This window comes from Salinivibrio sp. IB282 (assembly GCF_001995685.1).
Lineage (GTDB): Bacteria > Pseudomonadota > Gammaproteobacteria > Enterobacterales > Vibrionaceae > Salinivibrio > Salinivibrio kushneri.
This window is the reverse complement of the sequence record NZ_MUET01000064.1, coordinates 1-16,493: the sequence shown is the minus strand read 5'-3', so window position 1 is coordinate 16,493 and position 16,493 is coordinate 1. Positions and strand designations below refer to the sequence as shown.

Annotated in this window: 13 protein-coding genes and 1 pseudogene; 8 read left to right on the top strand and 6 right to left on the bottom strand. The window is 52.3% G+C overall.

All coding sequences use genetic code 11. The annotated features are described in order from the left end of the window. Positions 1–358 precede the first annotated feature (358 nt). The 6 genes from ruvB to aspS all read right to left on the bottom strand — a co-directional run bounded on the left by ruvB (position 359) and on the right by aspS (position 7,401). A complete protein-coding gene (gene ruvB, locus BZG14_RS12085; protein WP_046075362.1) occupies positions 359–1,372 on the bottom strand; it encodes a Holliday junction branch migration DNA helicase RuvB in 1,014 nt (337 codons plus the stop codon). A 3-nt stretch (positions 1,373–1,375) separates the two neighbouring features. Next, on the bottom strand, positions 1,376–2,005 hold the full coding sequence (gene ruvA, locus BZG14_RS12080; protein WP_077608839.1) for a Holliday junction branch migration protein RuvA: 630 nt from the start codon (positions 2,003–2,005) through the stop codon (positions 1,376–1,378). Positions 2,006–3,024: 1,019 nt separating this feature from the next. Further along, positions 3,025–3,408 carry a hypothetical protein gene (locus tag BZG14_RS12070; RefSeq protein WP_077608837.1) on the bottom strand — a complete coding sequence of 128 codons (384 nt, stop codon included), beginning with the start codon at positions 3,406–3,408 and terminating at the stop codon, positions 3,025–3,027. Positions 3,409–4,161: 753 nt separating this feature from the next. Then, on the bottom strand, positions 4,162–4,683 hold the full coding sequence (ruvC, locus tag BZG14_RS12065) for a crossover junction endodeoxyribonuclease RuvC (RefSeq protein ID WP_046075360.1): 522 nt from the start codon (positions 4,681–4,683) through the stop codon (positions 4,162–4,164). Continuing rightward, on the bottom strand, positions 4,684–5,430 hold the full coding sequence (locus tag BZG14_RS12060) for a YebC/PmpR family DNA-binding transcriptional regulator (protein ID WP_069361234.1): 747 nt from the start codon (positions 5,428–5,430) through the stop codon (positions 4,684–4,686). It lies immediately after the preceding gene. 186 nt (positions 5,431–5,616) lie between these two features. Next, positions 5,617–7,401: an aspartate--tRNA ligase gene (gene aspS, locus BZG14_RS12055; protein ID WP_069361233.1), complete on the bottom strand. Its 1,785-nt coding sequence runs from the start codon at positions 7,399–7,401 to the stop codon at positions 5,617–5,619. Between the two features lie 254 nt (positions 7,402–7,655). On the opposite strand from aspS, the gene BZG14_RS12050 reads away from it, so the two are divergent. From BZG14_RS12050 to BZG14_RS12015, 8 genes and pseudogenes are all read left to right on the top strand, one after another. Next, the gene (locus BZG14_RS12050) at positions 7,656–8,534 is read left to right on the top strand and encodes a DUF72 domain-containing protein (protein ID WP_077608836.1); all 879 of its coding nucleotides are present in this window, start codon (positions 7,656–7,658) and stop codon (positions 8,532–8,534) included. 133 nt (positions 8,535–8,667) lie between these two features. Then, on the top strand, positions 8,668–9,396 hold the full coding sequence (gene cmoA, locus BZG14_RS12045) for a carboxy-S-adenosyl-L-methionine synthase CmoA (protein ID WP_077608835.1): 729 nt from the start codon (positions 8,668–8,670) through the stop codon (positions 9,394–9,396). Positions 9,397–9,423: 27 nt separating this feature from the next. Continuing rightward, complete coding sequence (gene cmoB, locus BZG14_RS12040; RefSeq protein ID WP_077608834.1) at positions 9,424–10,395, top strand: tRNA 5-methoxyuridine(34)/uridine 5-oxyacetic acid(34) synthase CmoB; 972 nt, start codon at positions 9,424–9,426, stop codon at positions 10,393–10,395. Between the two features lie 343 nt (positions 10,396–10,738). After that, on the top strand, positions 10,739–11,527 hold the full coding sequence (locus BZG14_RS12035) for an ATP-dependent zinc protease family protein (protein WP_077608833.1): 789 nt from the start codon (positions 10,739–10,741) through the stop codon (positions 11,525–11,527). 9 nt (positions 11,528–11,536) lie between these two features. Next, positions 11,537–13,039: pseudogene (locus tag BZG14_RS12030) on the top strand (inactive transglutaminase family protein); the annotation flags it as partial. A 46-nt stretch (positions 13,040–13,085) separates the two neighbouring features. Then, entirely contained in the window at positions 13,086–14,093 is a 1,008-nt protein-coding gene (locus BZG14_RS12025) for an alpha-L-glutamate ligase-like protein (protein WP_077486936.1), read from the top strand. A gap of 137 nt (positions 14,094–14,230) precedes the next feature. After that, positions 14,231–14,743: a VC2046/SO_2500 family protein gene (locus BZG14_RS12020; RefSeq protein ID WP_069361226.1), complete on the top strand. Its 513-nt coding sequence runs from the start codon at positions 14,231–14,233 to the stop codon at positions 14,741–14,743. Between the two features lie 258 nt (positions 14,744–15,001). Continuing rightward, positions 15,002–15,649 (top strand): SDR family NAD(P)-dependent oxidoreductase, encoded by a 648-nt coding sequence (locus BZG14_RS12015; protein WP_077521223.1) that lies wholly within the window; start codon positions 15,002–15,004, stop codon positions 15,647–15,649. The last annotated feature ends 844 nt before the right edge of the window (positions 15,650–16,493 follow it).

Sequence of the window (16,493 nt, the reverse complement as noted above, 5' to 3'; positions counted from 1 at the left end):
ATGTTGTACCTATAATATTGGTATAACTAATATTATAGGTACAACATTGGGGTGTTAATCGCGTTTTGCTCGGTTTGTCGACTCGGCTGCAAAAACAATAAGGCAAACCAACCAAGATACAAAACTGTGATTAACCGCGAAGAAACTGGGTGAGACGGCGGCATTAACGGAAGCCACTTCTCATTGTCTCGTCACCAGCAACCGCTAGCAGATGGGGTTACGATAAGGGTTCACGTGCTACATAACCTTAATCTAGATCAAAAAAACCCATTGGTTGTCGGCCAATGGGGCTGTTTTAGCAAAAAACGTCTTGATCTTGATTAAGGTTTGCGAGGATTTTTCGCTCAGTCTTAGCCGACTAGGTTTTCGGCAAATCAAAGCCAAAGTGCAAATAGGCACGCTGGCTGGCAATCCGGCCACGTGGTGTGCGTTGCAGGTAGCCTTGTTGAATCAAATAAGGCTCAATCACATCTTCGATGGTGTCTTTCTCTTCGCCAATCGCCGCCGCTAAGTTATCAAGCCCCACCGGCCCGCCATCGAACTTCTCAATAATAGCATTGAGTAGCTTGCGATCCATGTAGTCAAACCCTTGGCTGTCGACATCGAGCATATCGAGCGCGCGTTGGGCTATGTCAGCACTGATATCTCCCGTGCCTTTTACTTCGGCATAATCACGCACACGGCGGAGCAAGCGGTTGGCAATGCGTGGCGTACCACGAGAACGACGCGCCACTTCCATCGCCCCTTCCTCGTCGGTTGATAATGCCAAGCAATGGGCGCTGCGTTTCACGATACCGGTTAGATCCCCCACGCTGTAATACTCTAAACGCTGAGTAATACCAAACCGGTCACGCAAGGGCGATGTCAGCGAGCCGGCGCGGGTGGTAGCTCCAATCAGGGTAAACGGCGGTAAATCGATTTTGATTGAGCGCGCGGCAGGCCCTTCACCAATCATAATATCTAGCTGATAGTCTTCCATCGCCGGGTATAAGACTTCTTCTACCACTGGGCTTAAGCGATGGATTTCATCAATAAATAATACATCATGAGGCTCAAGGTTGGTGAGCAAGGCGGCCAGATCGCCGGCTTTTTCTAATACAGGGCCTGACGTAGTGCGAATATTGACGTCCATTTCATTGGCAACAATATTGGCCAAGGTGGTTTTACCCAGACCTGGCGGGCCAAAAATCAACAGATGATCGAGCGCTTCTTGTCGTTTGCGCGCAGCATGGATAAAGATTTCCATCTGATCACGGACATGATTTTGCCCCTGGTAGTCTTCCAATAACTTAGGACGAATCGCGCGGTCGATCACCTCTTCTTCCCGATCAGGGGTGGTTTGCGCCGAGATTAAACGATCAGCTTCTATCATGGGTTACACCATTGAACGCAGCGCGTGACGGATCACGTCTTCGCTGCTCATGTCATCAGTTGCAATTTGTTTAACCACTTTCTCCGCCTGCGCCGCTTTATAACCCAGTGCGACCAAGGCGCTTACCGCCTCATCCGCGGCAGACGAAATCGTGGCTGGCGCTGCGCGTAGGGCTGCGCCCTCAGCCGTCGCAGCATCCGTGTGCGGGGTAAAGAGATCGAACGCTTCCCAGTTTTTAAGCCGGTCACGCATTTCAATCACCAAGCGTTCCGCGGTTTTCTTGCCCACGCCAGGGATTTTCACCAAGGTCGAGACATCATTGTGCTCGACACTGTCGACAAAGTGGTTAGCCGTCATCCCCGATAAAATCGCTAACCCCAGTTTAGGCCCCACGCCATTGGCCTTGATCACTTCCCGAAACAGCGCTCGCTCACGTTTACCGCTAAAACCATAGAGAAGTTGCGCATCTTCACGCACCACAAAATGAGTGTACACGGTGGCAGTTTCGCCCACCTCCGGCAATTGATACAAGCAGTTCATCGGCATGCTCACTTCATAGCCGACGCCGTTCACATCGATCAAAATCTCAGGAGGTTGCTTTTCTATCAGGGTTCCCTGTAATCGGCCTATCACAATCGCATCTCAGTTTGTTACTTTGCCTTCCAGGATAAAGAATAACTGGATCTATATCCAGTCGAATTGACGGAATACGGAAAAGCCTATCGTGCCAGCTCTGGTAGATAAAGTTCCTAGGAACTACTTTCTGCTTTCTGCTCTCTTCTGTACTCCGTAAGCGAAGCGTTCTGTATTCAAAAATCCCGAATATCGCGTAGGTCGGCATAAGCGCCAGCACAATATCAATAATGAATACCCAAGCCGGCCGCGCGCCCGTTGGCAATGTGCTCTTATCCAACATTTTGCTGGGGCTTGTGTCACCTACGCCAATGGGATCATCGAAATTAAATATGACCACTGATATATAAATCAGGCGTAGGTCGGCATAAGCGCCAACTCGATCGCGCAAGCTTGGTGTGATTTGCGCCGCGCGCCCGTTGCACGGCGCCATCGACATCGTGGTCAAAATTGGCACCGATCGTGACAGGCGCCCGTTCACAATGTACACATATTCATCATCGTGCTGGGGCTTGTGTCATCGACGCCAATGGGATCATCGAAATTAAATATGACCACCGATATAGAAACCAGGCGTAGGTCGGTATAAGCGCCAGGACAATATCAATAATGAATACCCAAGCCGGCCGCGCGCCCGTTGCACGGCGCCATCGACATCGTGGTCAAAATTGGCACCGATCGTGACAGGCGCAGTGCAACTGGCGCCCGTTSACAATGTGCTCTCATCCAACATTTTGCTGGGGCTTGTGTCACCTACGCCAATGGGATCATCGAAATTAAATATGACCACCGATATAGAAACCAGGCGTAGGTCGGCATAAGCGCCAGCACAATATCAATAATGAATACCCAAGCCGGCCGCGCGCCCGTTGCACGGCGCCATCGACATCGTGGTCAAAATTGGCACCGATCGTGACAGGCGCAGTGCAACTGGCGCCCGTTGACAATGTGCTCTTATCCAACATTTTGCTGGAGCTTGTGTCATCGACGCCAATGGCACCATCGATGTATAAATTTTGTCATTGTATGCATTCCCACGCAGGAGCGTGGGAACGAGTAATCGTAGCCAATGGCACCACCGATGTATAAATCAGGCGTAGGTCGGCATAAGCGCCTTCTCGATCGCGCAAGCTTGGTGTGATTTCCGCCGCGCGCCATCCGACATTGGCGGTAAATTTGGCACCGATCGTGACAGGCGCAGTGCAACTGGCGCCCGTTGACAATGTGCACATACCCAACACCTTGCCGGGGCTTGTGTCACCTACGCCAATGGGATCATCGAAATTAAATATGACCACCGATATAGAAACCAGGCGTAGGTCGGCATAAGCGCCTTCTCGATCGCGCAAGCTTGGTGTGATTTCCGCCGCGCGCCATCCGACATTGGCGGTTAAAATTGACATCGATGTTAAATTTGGCGCCGATCGTGACAGGCGCCCGTTGACAATGTGCTCTTATCCAACATTTTGCTGGGGCTTGTGTCACCTACGCCAATGGGATCATCGAAATTAAATATGACCACCGATATATAAACCAGGCGTAGGTCGGTATAAGCGCCAGGACAATGCCAATCATTATCACGATGTGGGCCGCGCGCCCGTTGACAATGTGCTCTTATCCAACATTTTGCTGGGGCTTGTGTCACCTACGCCAATGGCACCATCGATGTATAACTTTTGTCATTGTATGCATTCCCACGCAGGAGCGTGGGAACGAGTAATCGTAGCCAATGGCACCACCGATGTATAAATCAGGTGTAGGTCGGCATAAGCGCCTTCTCGATCGCGCAAGCTTGGTGTGATTTCCGCCGCGCGCCCGTTGACAATGTGCACATACCCAACACCTTGCCGGGGCTTGTGTCACCTACGCCAATGGGATCATCGAAATTAAATATGACCACCGATATAGAAACCAGGCGTAGGTCGGGATAAGCGCCAGGACAATGCCAATCATTATCACGATGTGGGCCGCGCGCCATCCGACATTGGCGGTAAATTTGGCACCGATCGTGACAGGCGCCCGTTGACAATGTGCTCTTATCCAACATTTTGCTGGAGCTTGTGTCATCGACGCCAATGGCACCATCGATGTATAAATTTTGTCATTGTATGCATTCCCACGCAGGAGCGTGGGAACGAGTAAATCCCTAGGCGCTTTTACCGATACCGGCCGCGGCGGGCGGCGTTGGCTTTGCCGGCCATGGCGATGAGGGTGTGGTTGGTGTGGGCATGACAAATGGCAACCGCGAGGGCATCGGCGGCATCGGCTTGCGGGGTGGCACTGAGCTTTAACATATGGGTTACCATATGCTGCACTTGCTTTTTATCCGCGCTGCCTTTTCCCACTACGGCTTGCTTGATAAGCCTGGCGGCATATTCAGAGACAGGTAAATCGGCGTTTACCGCCGCAACAATGGCACTGCCGCGCGCTTGACCCAGTTTAAGCGCTGAATCCGCGTTGCGGGCCATAAACACTTGCTCGATAGCAAAGTTATCTGGCTGAAATTGGGTGATGACTTCGCTCACCCCTGCGTAGATATGCTTTAGTCGACCGGGTAAGTCGTCTGTCTCGGTACGAATACAGCCACTACCGAGATATTCAAGATGCCGACCATGTTGGCGGATCACCCCATAACCGGTGATCCGCGAACCTGGGTCAATTCCCAGTATCACTGCCATTTAGCTTAAACTCGCTGCCACTTCGTCCGAGATATCACCGTTGTGGTAGACTTCTTGCACATCGTCAAGGTCTTCTAACGTATCGATCAAGCGCAGCAGTTTCGGGGCCGTGTCTGCATCTAACTCCGCTTTGGTGGATGGCACCTGCGTCACTTCGGCACGTTCAGCCTCAAACCCGGCTTTATCCAGAGCATCTTTCACATAGCCAAAGTCATTAGGCGTGGTGTACACATCCATTGAACCGTCGTCATAGGTGACCACATCGTCCGCGCCGCCTTCGAGCGCCGCTTCCATCACCGCATCTTCTTCCAGGCCAGAGGCATAGGTGATCACCCCTTTTTTATCAAATAAGAAGCTGACTGAACCATCGGTCCCCAGGTTACCACCGGATTTGGAAAACGCATGGCGCACCCCTGATACCGTGCGGTTGCGGTTATCGGTCATGCACTCCACCATCACCGCGGTGCCCGCGGGGCCATAGCCTTCATAGATGACGGTTTCCATGTTCTCGTCACCTTCGCCGCCTGCCCCGCGTGAAATCGCGCGGTTGATGGTGTCGCGCGTCATGTTATTTGATAGCGCTTTGTCCACCGCGGCACGCAAACGTGGGTTGGTTTCCGCCTCGGGGCCCCCCTCTTTGGTTGCCACCACAATTTCTCGGATAAGTTTGGTGAAAATCTTACCGCGCTTCGCGTCTTGAGCAGCTTTACGGTGTTTAATGTTCGACCACTTACTGTGACCTGCCATATCGACTCTCCGTTTTTTTGCGCTCCCCTCACGTGAAAGGAGTTATAAGAAAAAACGCGCCTTGGCTTTTCAGTCTGAGGCGCGTTGAGACAGTGACCTTGCAGCCGTGATATCACCGCGTGATTGCGGCAGTTATCGGCCCCAAGGATAAGACGGGCAAGGCTATTTGCCCGTCATCAGGCGAATTTATTCGCTGTGTTCGTTTTGCTCTGCCGCCGCGGTAATGCTGAGAGCCAGCTCTTCAAGCGCCGCGTCATTGGCCAGGCTTGGCGCGTCAGTCATCAAGCAGGCCGCTGCAGTGGTTTTCGGGAAGGCAATCACGTCGCGAATGTTTTCGGTGCCGGATAGCAACATCACCAGGCGATCCATACCAAACGCCAGACCCGCGTGTGGTGGGGTGCCGTATTGCAACGCATCCAGCAAGAAGCCGAATTTCTTGCGCTGCTCTTGCTCATCGATACCTAACGTCTCAAATACCGCGGCTTGCATTTCTGGGTTATGGATACGCACCGAGCCACCGCCCACTTCGTAGCCATTAATCACCATGTCATACGCGTTAGAGTTCGCCGCCGCAGGATTTGCCACCAGCTCTTCAGGTGTCACGTCTGTCGGCGCAGTGAACGGGTGGTGCATCGCATGCAAGTTACCTTCGTCGTCTTCCTCAAACATTGGGAAGTCAATCACCCACAATGGTGCCCACGCTTGGGTGTCGGTCAGCTCCAGATCCAGGCCTAACTTCACACGCAGTGCGCCAAGCGCTTCGGTAACGACAGACTTTTTGTCTGCGCCGAATAGGATAATGTCACCGGTTTGCGCCTCGGTGCGTGACAGAATGCTTTCTACCACTTCGGCATTGAGGAACTTGGCCACCGGCGATTGAATGCCATCAAAACCGGCGTCGCGGTCGTTGACTTTCATCCACGCCAAGCCTTTGGCGCCGTAGATGCCAACAAAATGGGTGTATTCATCAATCTGCTTGCGCGACAAGCTGGCACCGCCTGGTACACGAATCACAGCCACGCGGCCTTTCTCATCGTTTGCCGGGCCAGAGAACACTTTAAATTCAACATCTTTAACGATGTCTGCTACATCGACGATTTCGAGCGGGTTACGCAAATCTGGCTTGTCGGAGCCAAAACGGCGCATCGCTTCTTCATACTTCATGGTGGGGAACGCGCCCAGGTCGACATTAAGCAGTGATTGCCACATGTCACGGATCAATTGCTCGGTGACCTCGCGCACTTGATCGGCGCTCATAAACGAGGTTTCGATATCAATCTGGGTAAACTCTGGCTGGCGATCGGCACGCAAATCTTCATCACGGAAGCACTTCACGATTTGGTAGTAACGATCGAACCCGGACATCATCAACAACTGTTTAAACAGCTGTGGTGATTGCGGCAGCGCATAAAAGTTGCCTTTGTGCACACGGCTTGGCACCAAGTAATCACGTGCGCCTTCAGGGGTCGCTTTGGTGAGTACCGGAGTTTCGATGTCTAAAAAGTCATTGTCATCAAGGAAACGACGGACAAAGCTGGTGGCTTTGGCACGCAGTTTAATCCGATCGCTCATTTCGGGGCGGCGCAAGTCAAGGTAGCGATACTTCAGGCGCTGCTCTTCGGAAATAAACTGGTTAAAGTCAATTGGCATCGGTGCACTGCGGTTGATGATCTCCAACCCTTTCGCCACCACTTCCACTTCGCCAGTGGCCATATCACTGTTGATCTGGCTCTCTGGGCGCGCACGTACTTCACCACGGATGGTCAGGCAAAATTCGTTACGCAATTTGTTTGCTTGCTCGTAAACATCACCCATATCAGGGTCAATCACAACTTGCACCAGACCCTCACGGTCGCGCATGTCGATAAAAATCAAGCCGCCCAAATCACGGCGGCGGTTAACCCAACCACAAAGACTTACTTCTTGCCCGACGTGGGCTTTATTCAGGTGACCACAATATTGGGTGCGCATAGATTATTCCTGATCTGTTCTGATGATTCCGCTTGCCCCTGGGGCACAAGCCTGCCAAATACTGAGGGGAATTCGGGTAACAGCGTCTGTCGTACCTGACGGTACGCCCCCATGAGTGCCGTTACTGTCAAAGCCTGCCATTATAAAGGAAAAGCCCCGCTCTTGGTAAAGCGATCGCGCTTAAAACCGATAGTTTTTTTGTTCAATTCCTTTTAGGCTAGTGCCCTATTGGTTGGCAAGGCATCATTACGGGCATGGTATCCCTATTACACCAAGACCTGAATCCGCCCTTACGATTGGGGCTGACGCAATGGTCTCATCCTAGTTGGCAGCATCATTTTTACCCGCCAGGCACCCAGTCGGGCGAGCGTTTAGCCCGCTATGCCGAGGTGTTTAACACGGTTGAAGGAAATACGACCTTTTACGCCTCCCCGTCGCCGCAAACGGTGAATAATTGGGCAGCCGCCATTCCAGACAGCTTTCAATTTACCTTTAAGCTGCCTAAAACCATTACTCATCAATGCCAGCTGCGCCATGCGCAAGACTTAACCGCTGACTTTATCAAGCTGATGGCCCCGCTCCATGACCATATTGGTCAGTGGACGATTCAGCTGCCAGCGCGTTTTGGCCCGGAGGGTTTAGCAAGCTTAGCGGCATTTCTTGAGTCGCTACCCCGCGAGTTTTCCCTTGGGGTAGAGGTGCGTCATCCCGCCTTTTTTGCCAAAGGCGACGCAGAGAAAGCACTCAACCGGCTGTTAATCGATCATCACGCCAACCGTGTGATCATGGACAGCCGCCCGGTGTTTGCGGCTAAACCCGACACTCCGGCGATTATTGATGCGCAAAAGAAAAAGCCCCGGGTGCCCGTGCATGTCATCGCCACCAGCGATGCCCCCATGGTGCGTTTTATCGGCCATCCGGATTTGCCCGAAAATACCGCGTTTTTTGACCCTTGGATCTCACCCTTATCTCAATGGATCGCCGCGGGCAAAACGCCCTATTTAATGATTCATACCTCAGATAACGACCAGGCCCCTGCACTGGCTGCACACTTGTATCAACGTCTTGATTTATCAACGCCACTGGCTTCCGTCACGCGCGCCGCGCAAAGCCAGCAAGGGGCATTGTTTTAATGTCCGCCCCACGCGGCGCGCTCACCGTGCAGACAGGGACAGAAAAATTCACTACAATACGCCGCTTTTGTGGCAGGGTTTACGCGCGTCATGCGCGAGAACCTGCCTGCTAGGCTGATGTGTAGGGGCTTACATGGCTAATCAGGATAAAATTTTCGCTGCGCCTATCGAGAAAATGGGCGACTTCACCTTCGATGAAAATGTCGCCGAAGTGTTCCCGGATATGATCCAGCGATCGGTGCCGGGATACAGCAATATCATTTCGGCCATTGGCATGCTGGCCAAGCGTTTTGCTGCGCCTGATAGTCATATTTACGATCTGGGCTGTTCGCTAGGTGCTGCCACTTTATCGATGCGTCGCCATATTCCTCATGACAGCTGCAAAATCATCGCGGTGGATAACTCACAAGCCATGGTTGAGCGTTGTCGCTTGCATGTTAATGCGTATCGCGGCGCCGCCGATGTTGAGGTTCGCGAAGCTGATATTCGCGATGTCGAGATAACCAATGCGTCGATGGTGGTGCTCAATTTTACCCTACAGTTTTTAAGCCCTGACGATCGCCAAGCCCTACTCACTCGCATTTACCAAGGCTTAAAACCTGGTGGGATCCTGATTTTATCCGAGAAGTACCGCTTTGAAGATGACACCGCCAATGAGTTGCTGATCGATTTACACCACGATTTCAAGCGCGCCAATGGCTATAGCGAGCTTGAGATCAGCCAAAAGCGCAGTGCACTTGAGAATGTGATGCGTCCAGACAGTATTACCACCCACCAAGCGCGGCTCCATGCCATTGGCTTTAGCAGCGTCGCCATGTGGTTCCAGTGTTTTAACTTTGGTTCGATGCTCGCGATTAAGTAAGACGAGCCTGACAGTACGAGTAATCTGATGTTTGATTTTTCCGATTTTTATCAGCTGATCGCCAAAAACCGTCTAAGCCATTGGCTCGAGGTGTTGCCAGCACAATTAGCCGAGTGGCAAAACCAGCCGCATGGCGATATGCCTAAGTGGATAAAAGTCCTGCACAAGATCCCAACCACTGCGCCCGAGACGGTTGAACTGAAAGACGCGGTGCGTATAGGTGATGACAGTAGCTTGCCTAATGGCGAGCGCAAAAAATTAGAAAACTTATTACGCACCTTGCACCCTTGGCGTAAAGGCCCGTACCAGGTACACGGCATTGATATTGATACCGAATGGCGCTCCGATTGGAAGTGGGATCGGGTGCGGCCGCATATTTCGCCGCTAAAAGGGCGTTATGTGCTTGATGTCGGTTGCGGCAATGGTTATCACATGTGGCGCATGTTGGGCGAAGGGGCCGAACTGACCGTGGGCATCGATCCATCAGAGCTTTTCTTGATGCAATTCGATGCCATTCGGCGCTTGATGGGTAACGATCAGCGCGCGCACTTGTTGCCTTTAGGGATCGAGAAACTCCCTGCGCTACGCGCGTTCGACACCGTATTCAGCATGGGCGTGCTGTACCATCGCCGCTCCCCCCTCGATCATCTGATGCAACTCAAAGATCAGTTGCGCAAAGATGGCGAGCTGGTGCTGGAAACCTTAGTGATCGATGGGGACGAAAACGCGGTGTTGGTGCCGACCAGTCGCTATGCACAAATGCGCAACGTCTACTTTTTCCCGTCCGCGCGTGCGTTAAAAGTCTGGCTGGAAAAAGTTGGATTTGTCGATGTGCGTATTGTCGACGAGTGCGTCACCACCACGGATGAACAGCGCAGTACCGAGTGGATGACCCATAACTCGCTGCCTGAGTACCTCAACCCAGATGACCCAGCGCAAACCATCGAAGGGTATCCAGCCCCCAAACGCGCGATCTTAGTGGCTCGCAACCCAGACTAACTTGCTGGGTCTGAAAAACAACACCACCGCCAGTTACCCTCCGATTGGCGGCGGTGTTGAAGCGTCTTTACCTGGCATCCACCCTGCCCTGACGTTACGCTCGCAATCGCGACGCTTGTATTGAGAACTGCGTTTTATTTCACCGCTTGAGTGCTTGTTTGCTAACGACTTTGCTTTATGACCGTTGATTAAATCAGCATTTAGTCAATTCTGACTAACATTTGACAGAATCCCCCTACCCATCTTAGCCGCATCCTTTAGAATTTGCTCTCGCCGTCGCCATCAGGGCGCTAATGCCTGTGACATGGCTAGCCGCAATCCTTCTTATGCTGTGGAGATTTAGATGCTATTTCGTTGCTCACTGATCAGTGCGCTTTTACTTACGGTGTCCGGCTGCACATTAACCTCGCAGCACCAACATCAAGAAACGCTCAATAAATTTGATAACCTGGCAGCTCAAAGCCAGCAACAACAGCAAGCGCTTACCGAGACCTTCACGCAACAGGGCGCAACACTCAACCAGTTGGCAGATAAAGTGACCGCACTTGAGACCCAACTGTCAGTCATTCAACGCACGCAGGCCAAAGTTTACGCCAATATGGCGACCAATCCCCCTGACGTAAAAGTGAAAGAAAAAGTGGTACGGGTACCGGTTAACGACGGCAAGATTATTCTTGGAGGACGCGAATTTGTCTGGTTTGACGCGGTCGAAAACACCTTCCAATCCCGTGTGGATACCGGTGCTGAAACCTCCTCACTCAACGCGGTAGATATCCAAGAATTTGAGCGTGACGGCGATACCTGGGTCAAGTTCAACGTCAATCACAGTGAAAACAATGACCAGCCGGTATTTATGGAAATGCCAGTGAAACGTTGGGTGCGTATCCGTCAGTCGTCGAGCGATAGCACCGAGCGCCGCCCGGTGGTCGAAGCCTGGATCCGCGTGGGCAAGATCCATGAAAAAACCGAATTCACCCTCGCCGATCGCACCAACATGGAATACCCAGTGCTGCTTGGCCGCGCATTTTTTAAAGACTTGGCGGTGGTTGATGTCAGCCAAGTGCACATTCATCCGCAATATCAGCCGGACACGCCAACGGAGCCAGGCGATGACGACACCCCCAACAAGTAGGTAATCGATATGGTTTCACGGGTTCCTTTTTATTTTTTGATTGGCTTTTTGGTCGTCGCTGGCATCGCACTCAGTGCCTACCGCCATCTTGTTTATGGCGTGCCATGGCTGGCAGATGAAACGCGCCAAGTGTGGCAAATCGAGGCCAGAATCAATTTTGATGCCACCAACGGGCCGGTCAAAGTCAGCTTGGCCGCACCTGATAGCCAACCCGGTCTGACCCTGATTGATGAAAGTACTTCATCGGCCGGGTACGGGTTTTCCTTGCTCGATACAGAGCATGGCCGCCAAGCACAGTGGTCGGCACGTCACGCCAATGGTGAGCAAACCCTTTATTTTAAAAACCAGATGCTGGTCGATGACAGTGCGCGCTACAYCATGACCCCACCAGAGGATGACGCGGTGGCGACGCCTGTCATGGATAWTGCGGCTAAAAACGCCGCACTCGCTTTGCTTGACCGTGCTCGTGCTCGCTCTGCCGATAACATCACTTTGACCCGCGAGCTGATTAAGCAGCTTAATAGTCCTGATAGTCAAAACGCGGCGCTGCTGCTCAACACACTGGATAAACCCGACGCCCTGCGCAAAACCTTGGCCCTTGAAGGCATTCATGCGCGCGTAGTGGGCGGTTTAGAGCTTGAGGATGGCCGGCGTCGACAAAGCATTTCTCCCATGTTGCAAGTGTGGCAAGACAGCCGCTGGCATTTGTTTGACTTGGTGAGCGGCCAAAATGGCCATCACGATAACACGCTGTTATGGAACCAGCATGGCGGGCCGCTGCTAGAAGTAATGGGCGGTGAGCACAGCCAGGTGCACTTCTCCATTATTTCGCAAGACATCAGTCCGCAGCAGGCCACCTCAGCCAAGGTGTCGGCCGACGATTTGCTCAACTTCTCGATTCACAGCTTGCCGATTGAAGAGCAGGCGATGTTCAAAACCATCATGCTGATCCCAATCGGTGCGCTCATTGTGGTGTTCTTGCGGGTGATTGTGGGGCTCAAAACCTCTGGTACTTTTATGCCAGTGCTCATTGCCGTCGCCTTTGTCCAGACCCAGCTCATTACCGGTATTGTTGGTTTTGTACTCATTGTCGGTACGGGGCTGGTGATCAGAAGCTACTTATCCCGGCTCAATTTACTCCTGGTAGCACGAATTTCCGCGGTGATTATTACCGTGATCCTGATTATTTCCGTGTTTAGCGTGATTGCCTTCCACATTGGCTTAATGGAGGGACTCACCATTACCTTCTTCCCGATGATCATTTTGTCGTGGACCATCGAACGGATGTCGATTTTGTGGGAAGAAGAAGGGGCGAAGGAAGTGGTGATTCAAGGTGGCGGCTCACTGCTCACTGCCGTACTGGTGTATTTAGCGATGACTAATGATTTGGTTYGCCATCTCACCTTTAACTTTATTGGCCTGCAGTTGGTTATTCTCGCCCTTATTTTGCTACTGGGTAATTACACGGGCTATCGCTTGTCGGAACTCAAGCGCTTCCGCCCCCTAGCGGAGCCGAGTAATAAGCCACTTGGACTGGCAGCCACCTCAGGAGACGATGATGCGCAAACTCCTCGATAAGTTAGCCTCGCCGTTTCGGCTTAACCAAGCGGGGATCATGGGCATGAACCAGCGCAACATTCGCTATATTGGACGTTACAATGATCGGCGTTTGTATCCGTTGGTTGATGACAAGCTAAAAACTAAACTCATCGCCCAACAAGCGGGGGCCACGGTGCCTGAACTGATTGGGGTGATTGACAGCCAAGCGGATGTCAAACGCATCCACGCCATGGTCGCCAATTGGCCCGGCTTTGTGATTAAGCCTGCACAGGGCTCTGGCGGGAAAGGTATCTTAGTGGTAACTAAAAACCACCAAGGTGTCTATACCAAAGCCTCAGGGAAAGCGGTCAGCCACAATGATGTGGAGCGCCATATCACCAATACCTTGGCGGGCCTGTTCTCGCTGGGTGGCAAAGCCGATGTGGCGGTGGTCGAAAACTTAATTGCGTTTGATGATAGCTTTCAAGGATTTAGCTATGAGGGTGTGCCTGATATCCGGGTGATCGTTTTTCAAGGCTACCCAGTGATGGCAATGATGCGTCTATCGACATCGGCGTCTGATGGCAAAGCTAACTTACACCAAGGGGCCGTCGGCGTCGGGTTAGATATTGCGACAGGTAAAGCACTAAAAGCGGTCCAGTTTAATCGCCCTATTACTCACCACCCCGATACGCACCAAGATCTCTATACCCTTAGAGTGCCTCACTGGCAGCAGCTGCTGACCCTCGCCGCCAGCGCATGGGAAATGACAGATTTGGGTTATATGGGCACCGATATGGTGCTGGATAAAGATAAAGGTCCAATGGTACTGGAGCTCAATGCTCGCCCAGGCCTCGCCATTCAAATTGCCAATGGATGTGGCCTGCTCCCGCGTCTTGCCCTGATCGAATCGCTACCACCTTGTCGCTACCCGCCTTTACCGGAAGACCGGGTGGCGTTTTCGATGCAGCATTTTGCAGGTCAGAGTACGCAGCCCTTGCAACCGCGGCTTGCTCAAGCAGGCTAATTTCCCGTGTACATCCATAGAGAATACAAGGCCGCACAGACAGGCGTAGGATAAAATAAAAGTGTTAAAGTTTTATTCTCGCGGCCGATACCCTAGTTATCACCATTATCGACTAGGTCATAACTAGGGTAACCACAGTGACTATCCATACCATCGACAAAGCGCAGCTGATTAGCGACGTTCAGTTTGGGGACAACCTAAACCAAGCGGTGGTACAAGGTCGTCGTTCCGACTTTGCCCTGATGATGGCCTTATTGTCAGCGGATGCCAACGAGTCAACCCCACTGACACCCGTCGATAAGCCCGTCAGCAATGACCAGGTACTCCGTCAGCAGTTCCAGCTGGCTGAGCCGCAACCTCTTGCCGCGAGCAATGAACAAGACTATTTGCGAGCAGGGGCACAAGCCGATGCCTTTCACCGCGGCGGCATTGCCAGCGCGAATCTACGCTTTCAGCTTGCCCCAGCGGCAATGCATTATCCGCCCCAAGGCACACACGGTTTTGATGAGGCGGTCTATCATAATTTGTCTGGCCACGAGCGCCGTCATTTAGCCGATACCGAGCCCAAGCGCCCCGCCTATAACCCTGCCACCTTGTATGAAAAACTCACCACTTCGCATTGCTTTGATAAAATGCGTGTGAGCGCATAATGCGTCAGATCGCAAGCCGATCTTGATGACATTTGTTGATCCTTTATCAAACTGTGATCCTCTATAGATTCCCGATATTCTTTTTGCCATTCCTCCTGACGTTTTGCGTCTTTTTTTCGCAGTCCTCGTATTTATGGTCCAGTATTACACTCCCATGCTTGAATAGGGTGTGAGTAAGCTGTCACTTTCTCGTGATTTGCTTGGGTAAATAAATGCATCAGGTTGTTTTAATAGACTGATAATTATGAGGAAATTCTCATGAAGATCGATAGCGCAGTGGTCGTCATTACCGCAGGTGGCTCACCGTCCGGACGCGCCATGGCTGAGCACTTTTGCTCGCTTGGCGCAAACGTGGTTTTGCTCGATACCGAGTGGCCAGCACTACGCCTAAGTGCCGATCAATGTCGCGACTACCTGGGGCGTGTTCAGCCTATTTGTCTCGCCGATCATGAGCCTGATTCGATTCACGATGCGTTCACCCAAGTCACTCAGCTTTTTGGTGGGATTGATGTACTGATCAATCATTGGCAAGGGGATGTTTTGCCTAGTCTGTTTGACAGACAAAAACACTACGATGGCCCCAAAACCCTCAGTGATACCACGTCACAATATTTTCTGGTGGTCCAACGCGCAGCAGAATGCATGCAACAACGCGGCACGCCTGGTGTGATCATTAATGTCGCGGGCACTCACCTCACGCCGGATACGGTTGCCAACGCCATGATTGGCGGCTTGACCCAACGGTGGGCGAAGGAGCTATCAGCACTGAAAATTCGTGTCGGCGGTATTGTTCCCCGTCATCGTCACCAGGCGAACAGCGGCATTGATGATGAATTTATTCGCAATGCCGAATACATCGTCTCCAACGATTCTTTTAACGGCCGGTTGTTAGAGGCAAGTGGTTGAGAGGGAGCTAGGTCCGAGAATCCTAGGGCCTAGGAACGGCTTTACGCTTTTCCGTATTCCGTAAGCGAAGCGTTCTGTATTCAAAAATCCTGAATATCGAGTAGGTCGCTATAAGCGCCATTACGATGTATGCCTCGTGCATTGATGTGCCCTGCGCGCCTCCGATATTGAGGTCAAATTTGGCGCCAAACGTGACAGGCGCCCGTTGACAATGTGCACATGTCCATCATCGTGCTGGGGCTTGTGTCATCGTCGCCAATGGCACCACCGATATATAAACCAGGCGTAGGTCGGCATAAGCGCCAGCACAATGTCAATCATTATCACGATGTGGGCCGCGCGCCCGTTGCACGGCGCCATCGGACACCGGGGCCAACGATTACCCCGATCGTGACAGGCGCCCGTTGACAATGTGCACATGTCCATCATCGTGCTGGGGCTTGTGTCACCTACGCCAATGGTACCACCGATATATAAACCAGGCGTAGGTCGGTATAAGCGCCAGCACAATGCCAATCATTATCACGATGTGGGCCGCGCGCCATCCGACACCGGGGCCAACGATTACCCCGATCGTGACAGGCGCCCGTTGACAATGTGCACTTATCCAACATCTTGCCGGGGCTTGTGTCATCGTCGCCAATGGCACCACCGATATATAAACCAGGCGTAGGTCGGCATAAGCGCCAGCACAATGTCAATCATTATCACGATGTGGGCCGCGCGCCCGTTGCACGGCGCCATCGGACACCGGGGCCAACGACTAACCTCGATCGTGACAGGCGCCCGTTGGCAATGTGCATCTATCCAACACCGTGCTGGGGCTTGTGTCACCTACGCCCTG

Excerpts from the sequence above, each read along its gene's own strand:
- ruvB (WP_046075362.1), bottom strand. The coding sequence starts at position 1,372 with ATGATAGAAGCTGATCGTTTAATCTCGGCGCAAACCACCCCTGATCGG.
- cmoA (WP_077608835.1), top strand. The coding sequence starts at position 8,668 with ATGGCTAATCAGGATAAAATTTTCGCTGCGCCTATCGAGAAAATGGGC.
- BZG14_RS12025 (WP_077486936.1), top strand. The coding sequence starts at position 13,086 with ATGCGCAAACTCCTCGATAAGTTAGCCTCGCCGTTTCGGCTTAACCAA.
- BZG14_RS12060 (WP_069361234.1), bottom strand. The coding sequence starts at position 5,430 with ATGGCAGGTCACAGTAAGTGGTCGAACATTAAACACCGTAAAGCTGCT.
- BZG14_RS12050 (WP_077608836.1), top strand. The coding sequence starts at position 7,656 with ATGGTATCCCTATTACACCAAGACCTGAATCCGCCCTTACGATTGGGG.
- ruvC (WP_046075360.1), bottom strand. The coding sequence starts at position 4,683 with ATGGCAGTGATACTGGGAATTGACCCAGGTTCGCGGATCACCGGTTAT.
- BZG14_RS12035 (WP_077608833.1), top strand. The coding sequence starts at position 10,739 with ATGCTATTTCGTTGCTCACTGATCAGTGCGCTTTTACTTACGGTGTCC.
- cmoB (WP_077608834.1), top strand. The coding sequence starts at position 9,424 with ATGTTTGATTTTTCCGATTTTTATCAGCTGATCGCCAAAAACCGTCTA.
- BZG14_RS12015 (WP_077521223.1), top strand. The coding sequence starts at position 15,002 with ATGAAGATCGATAGCGCAGTGGTCGTCATTACCGCAGGTGGCTCACCG.
- BZG14_RS12070 (WP_077608837.1), bottom strand. The coding sequence starts at position 3,408 with ATGTCAATTTTAACCGCCAATGTCGGATGGCGCGCGGCGGAAATCACA.
- aspS (WP_069361233.1), bottom strand. The coding sequence starts at position 7,401 with ATGCGCACCCAATATTGTGGTCACCTGAATAAAGCCCACGTCGGGCAA.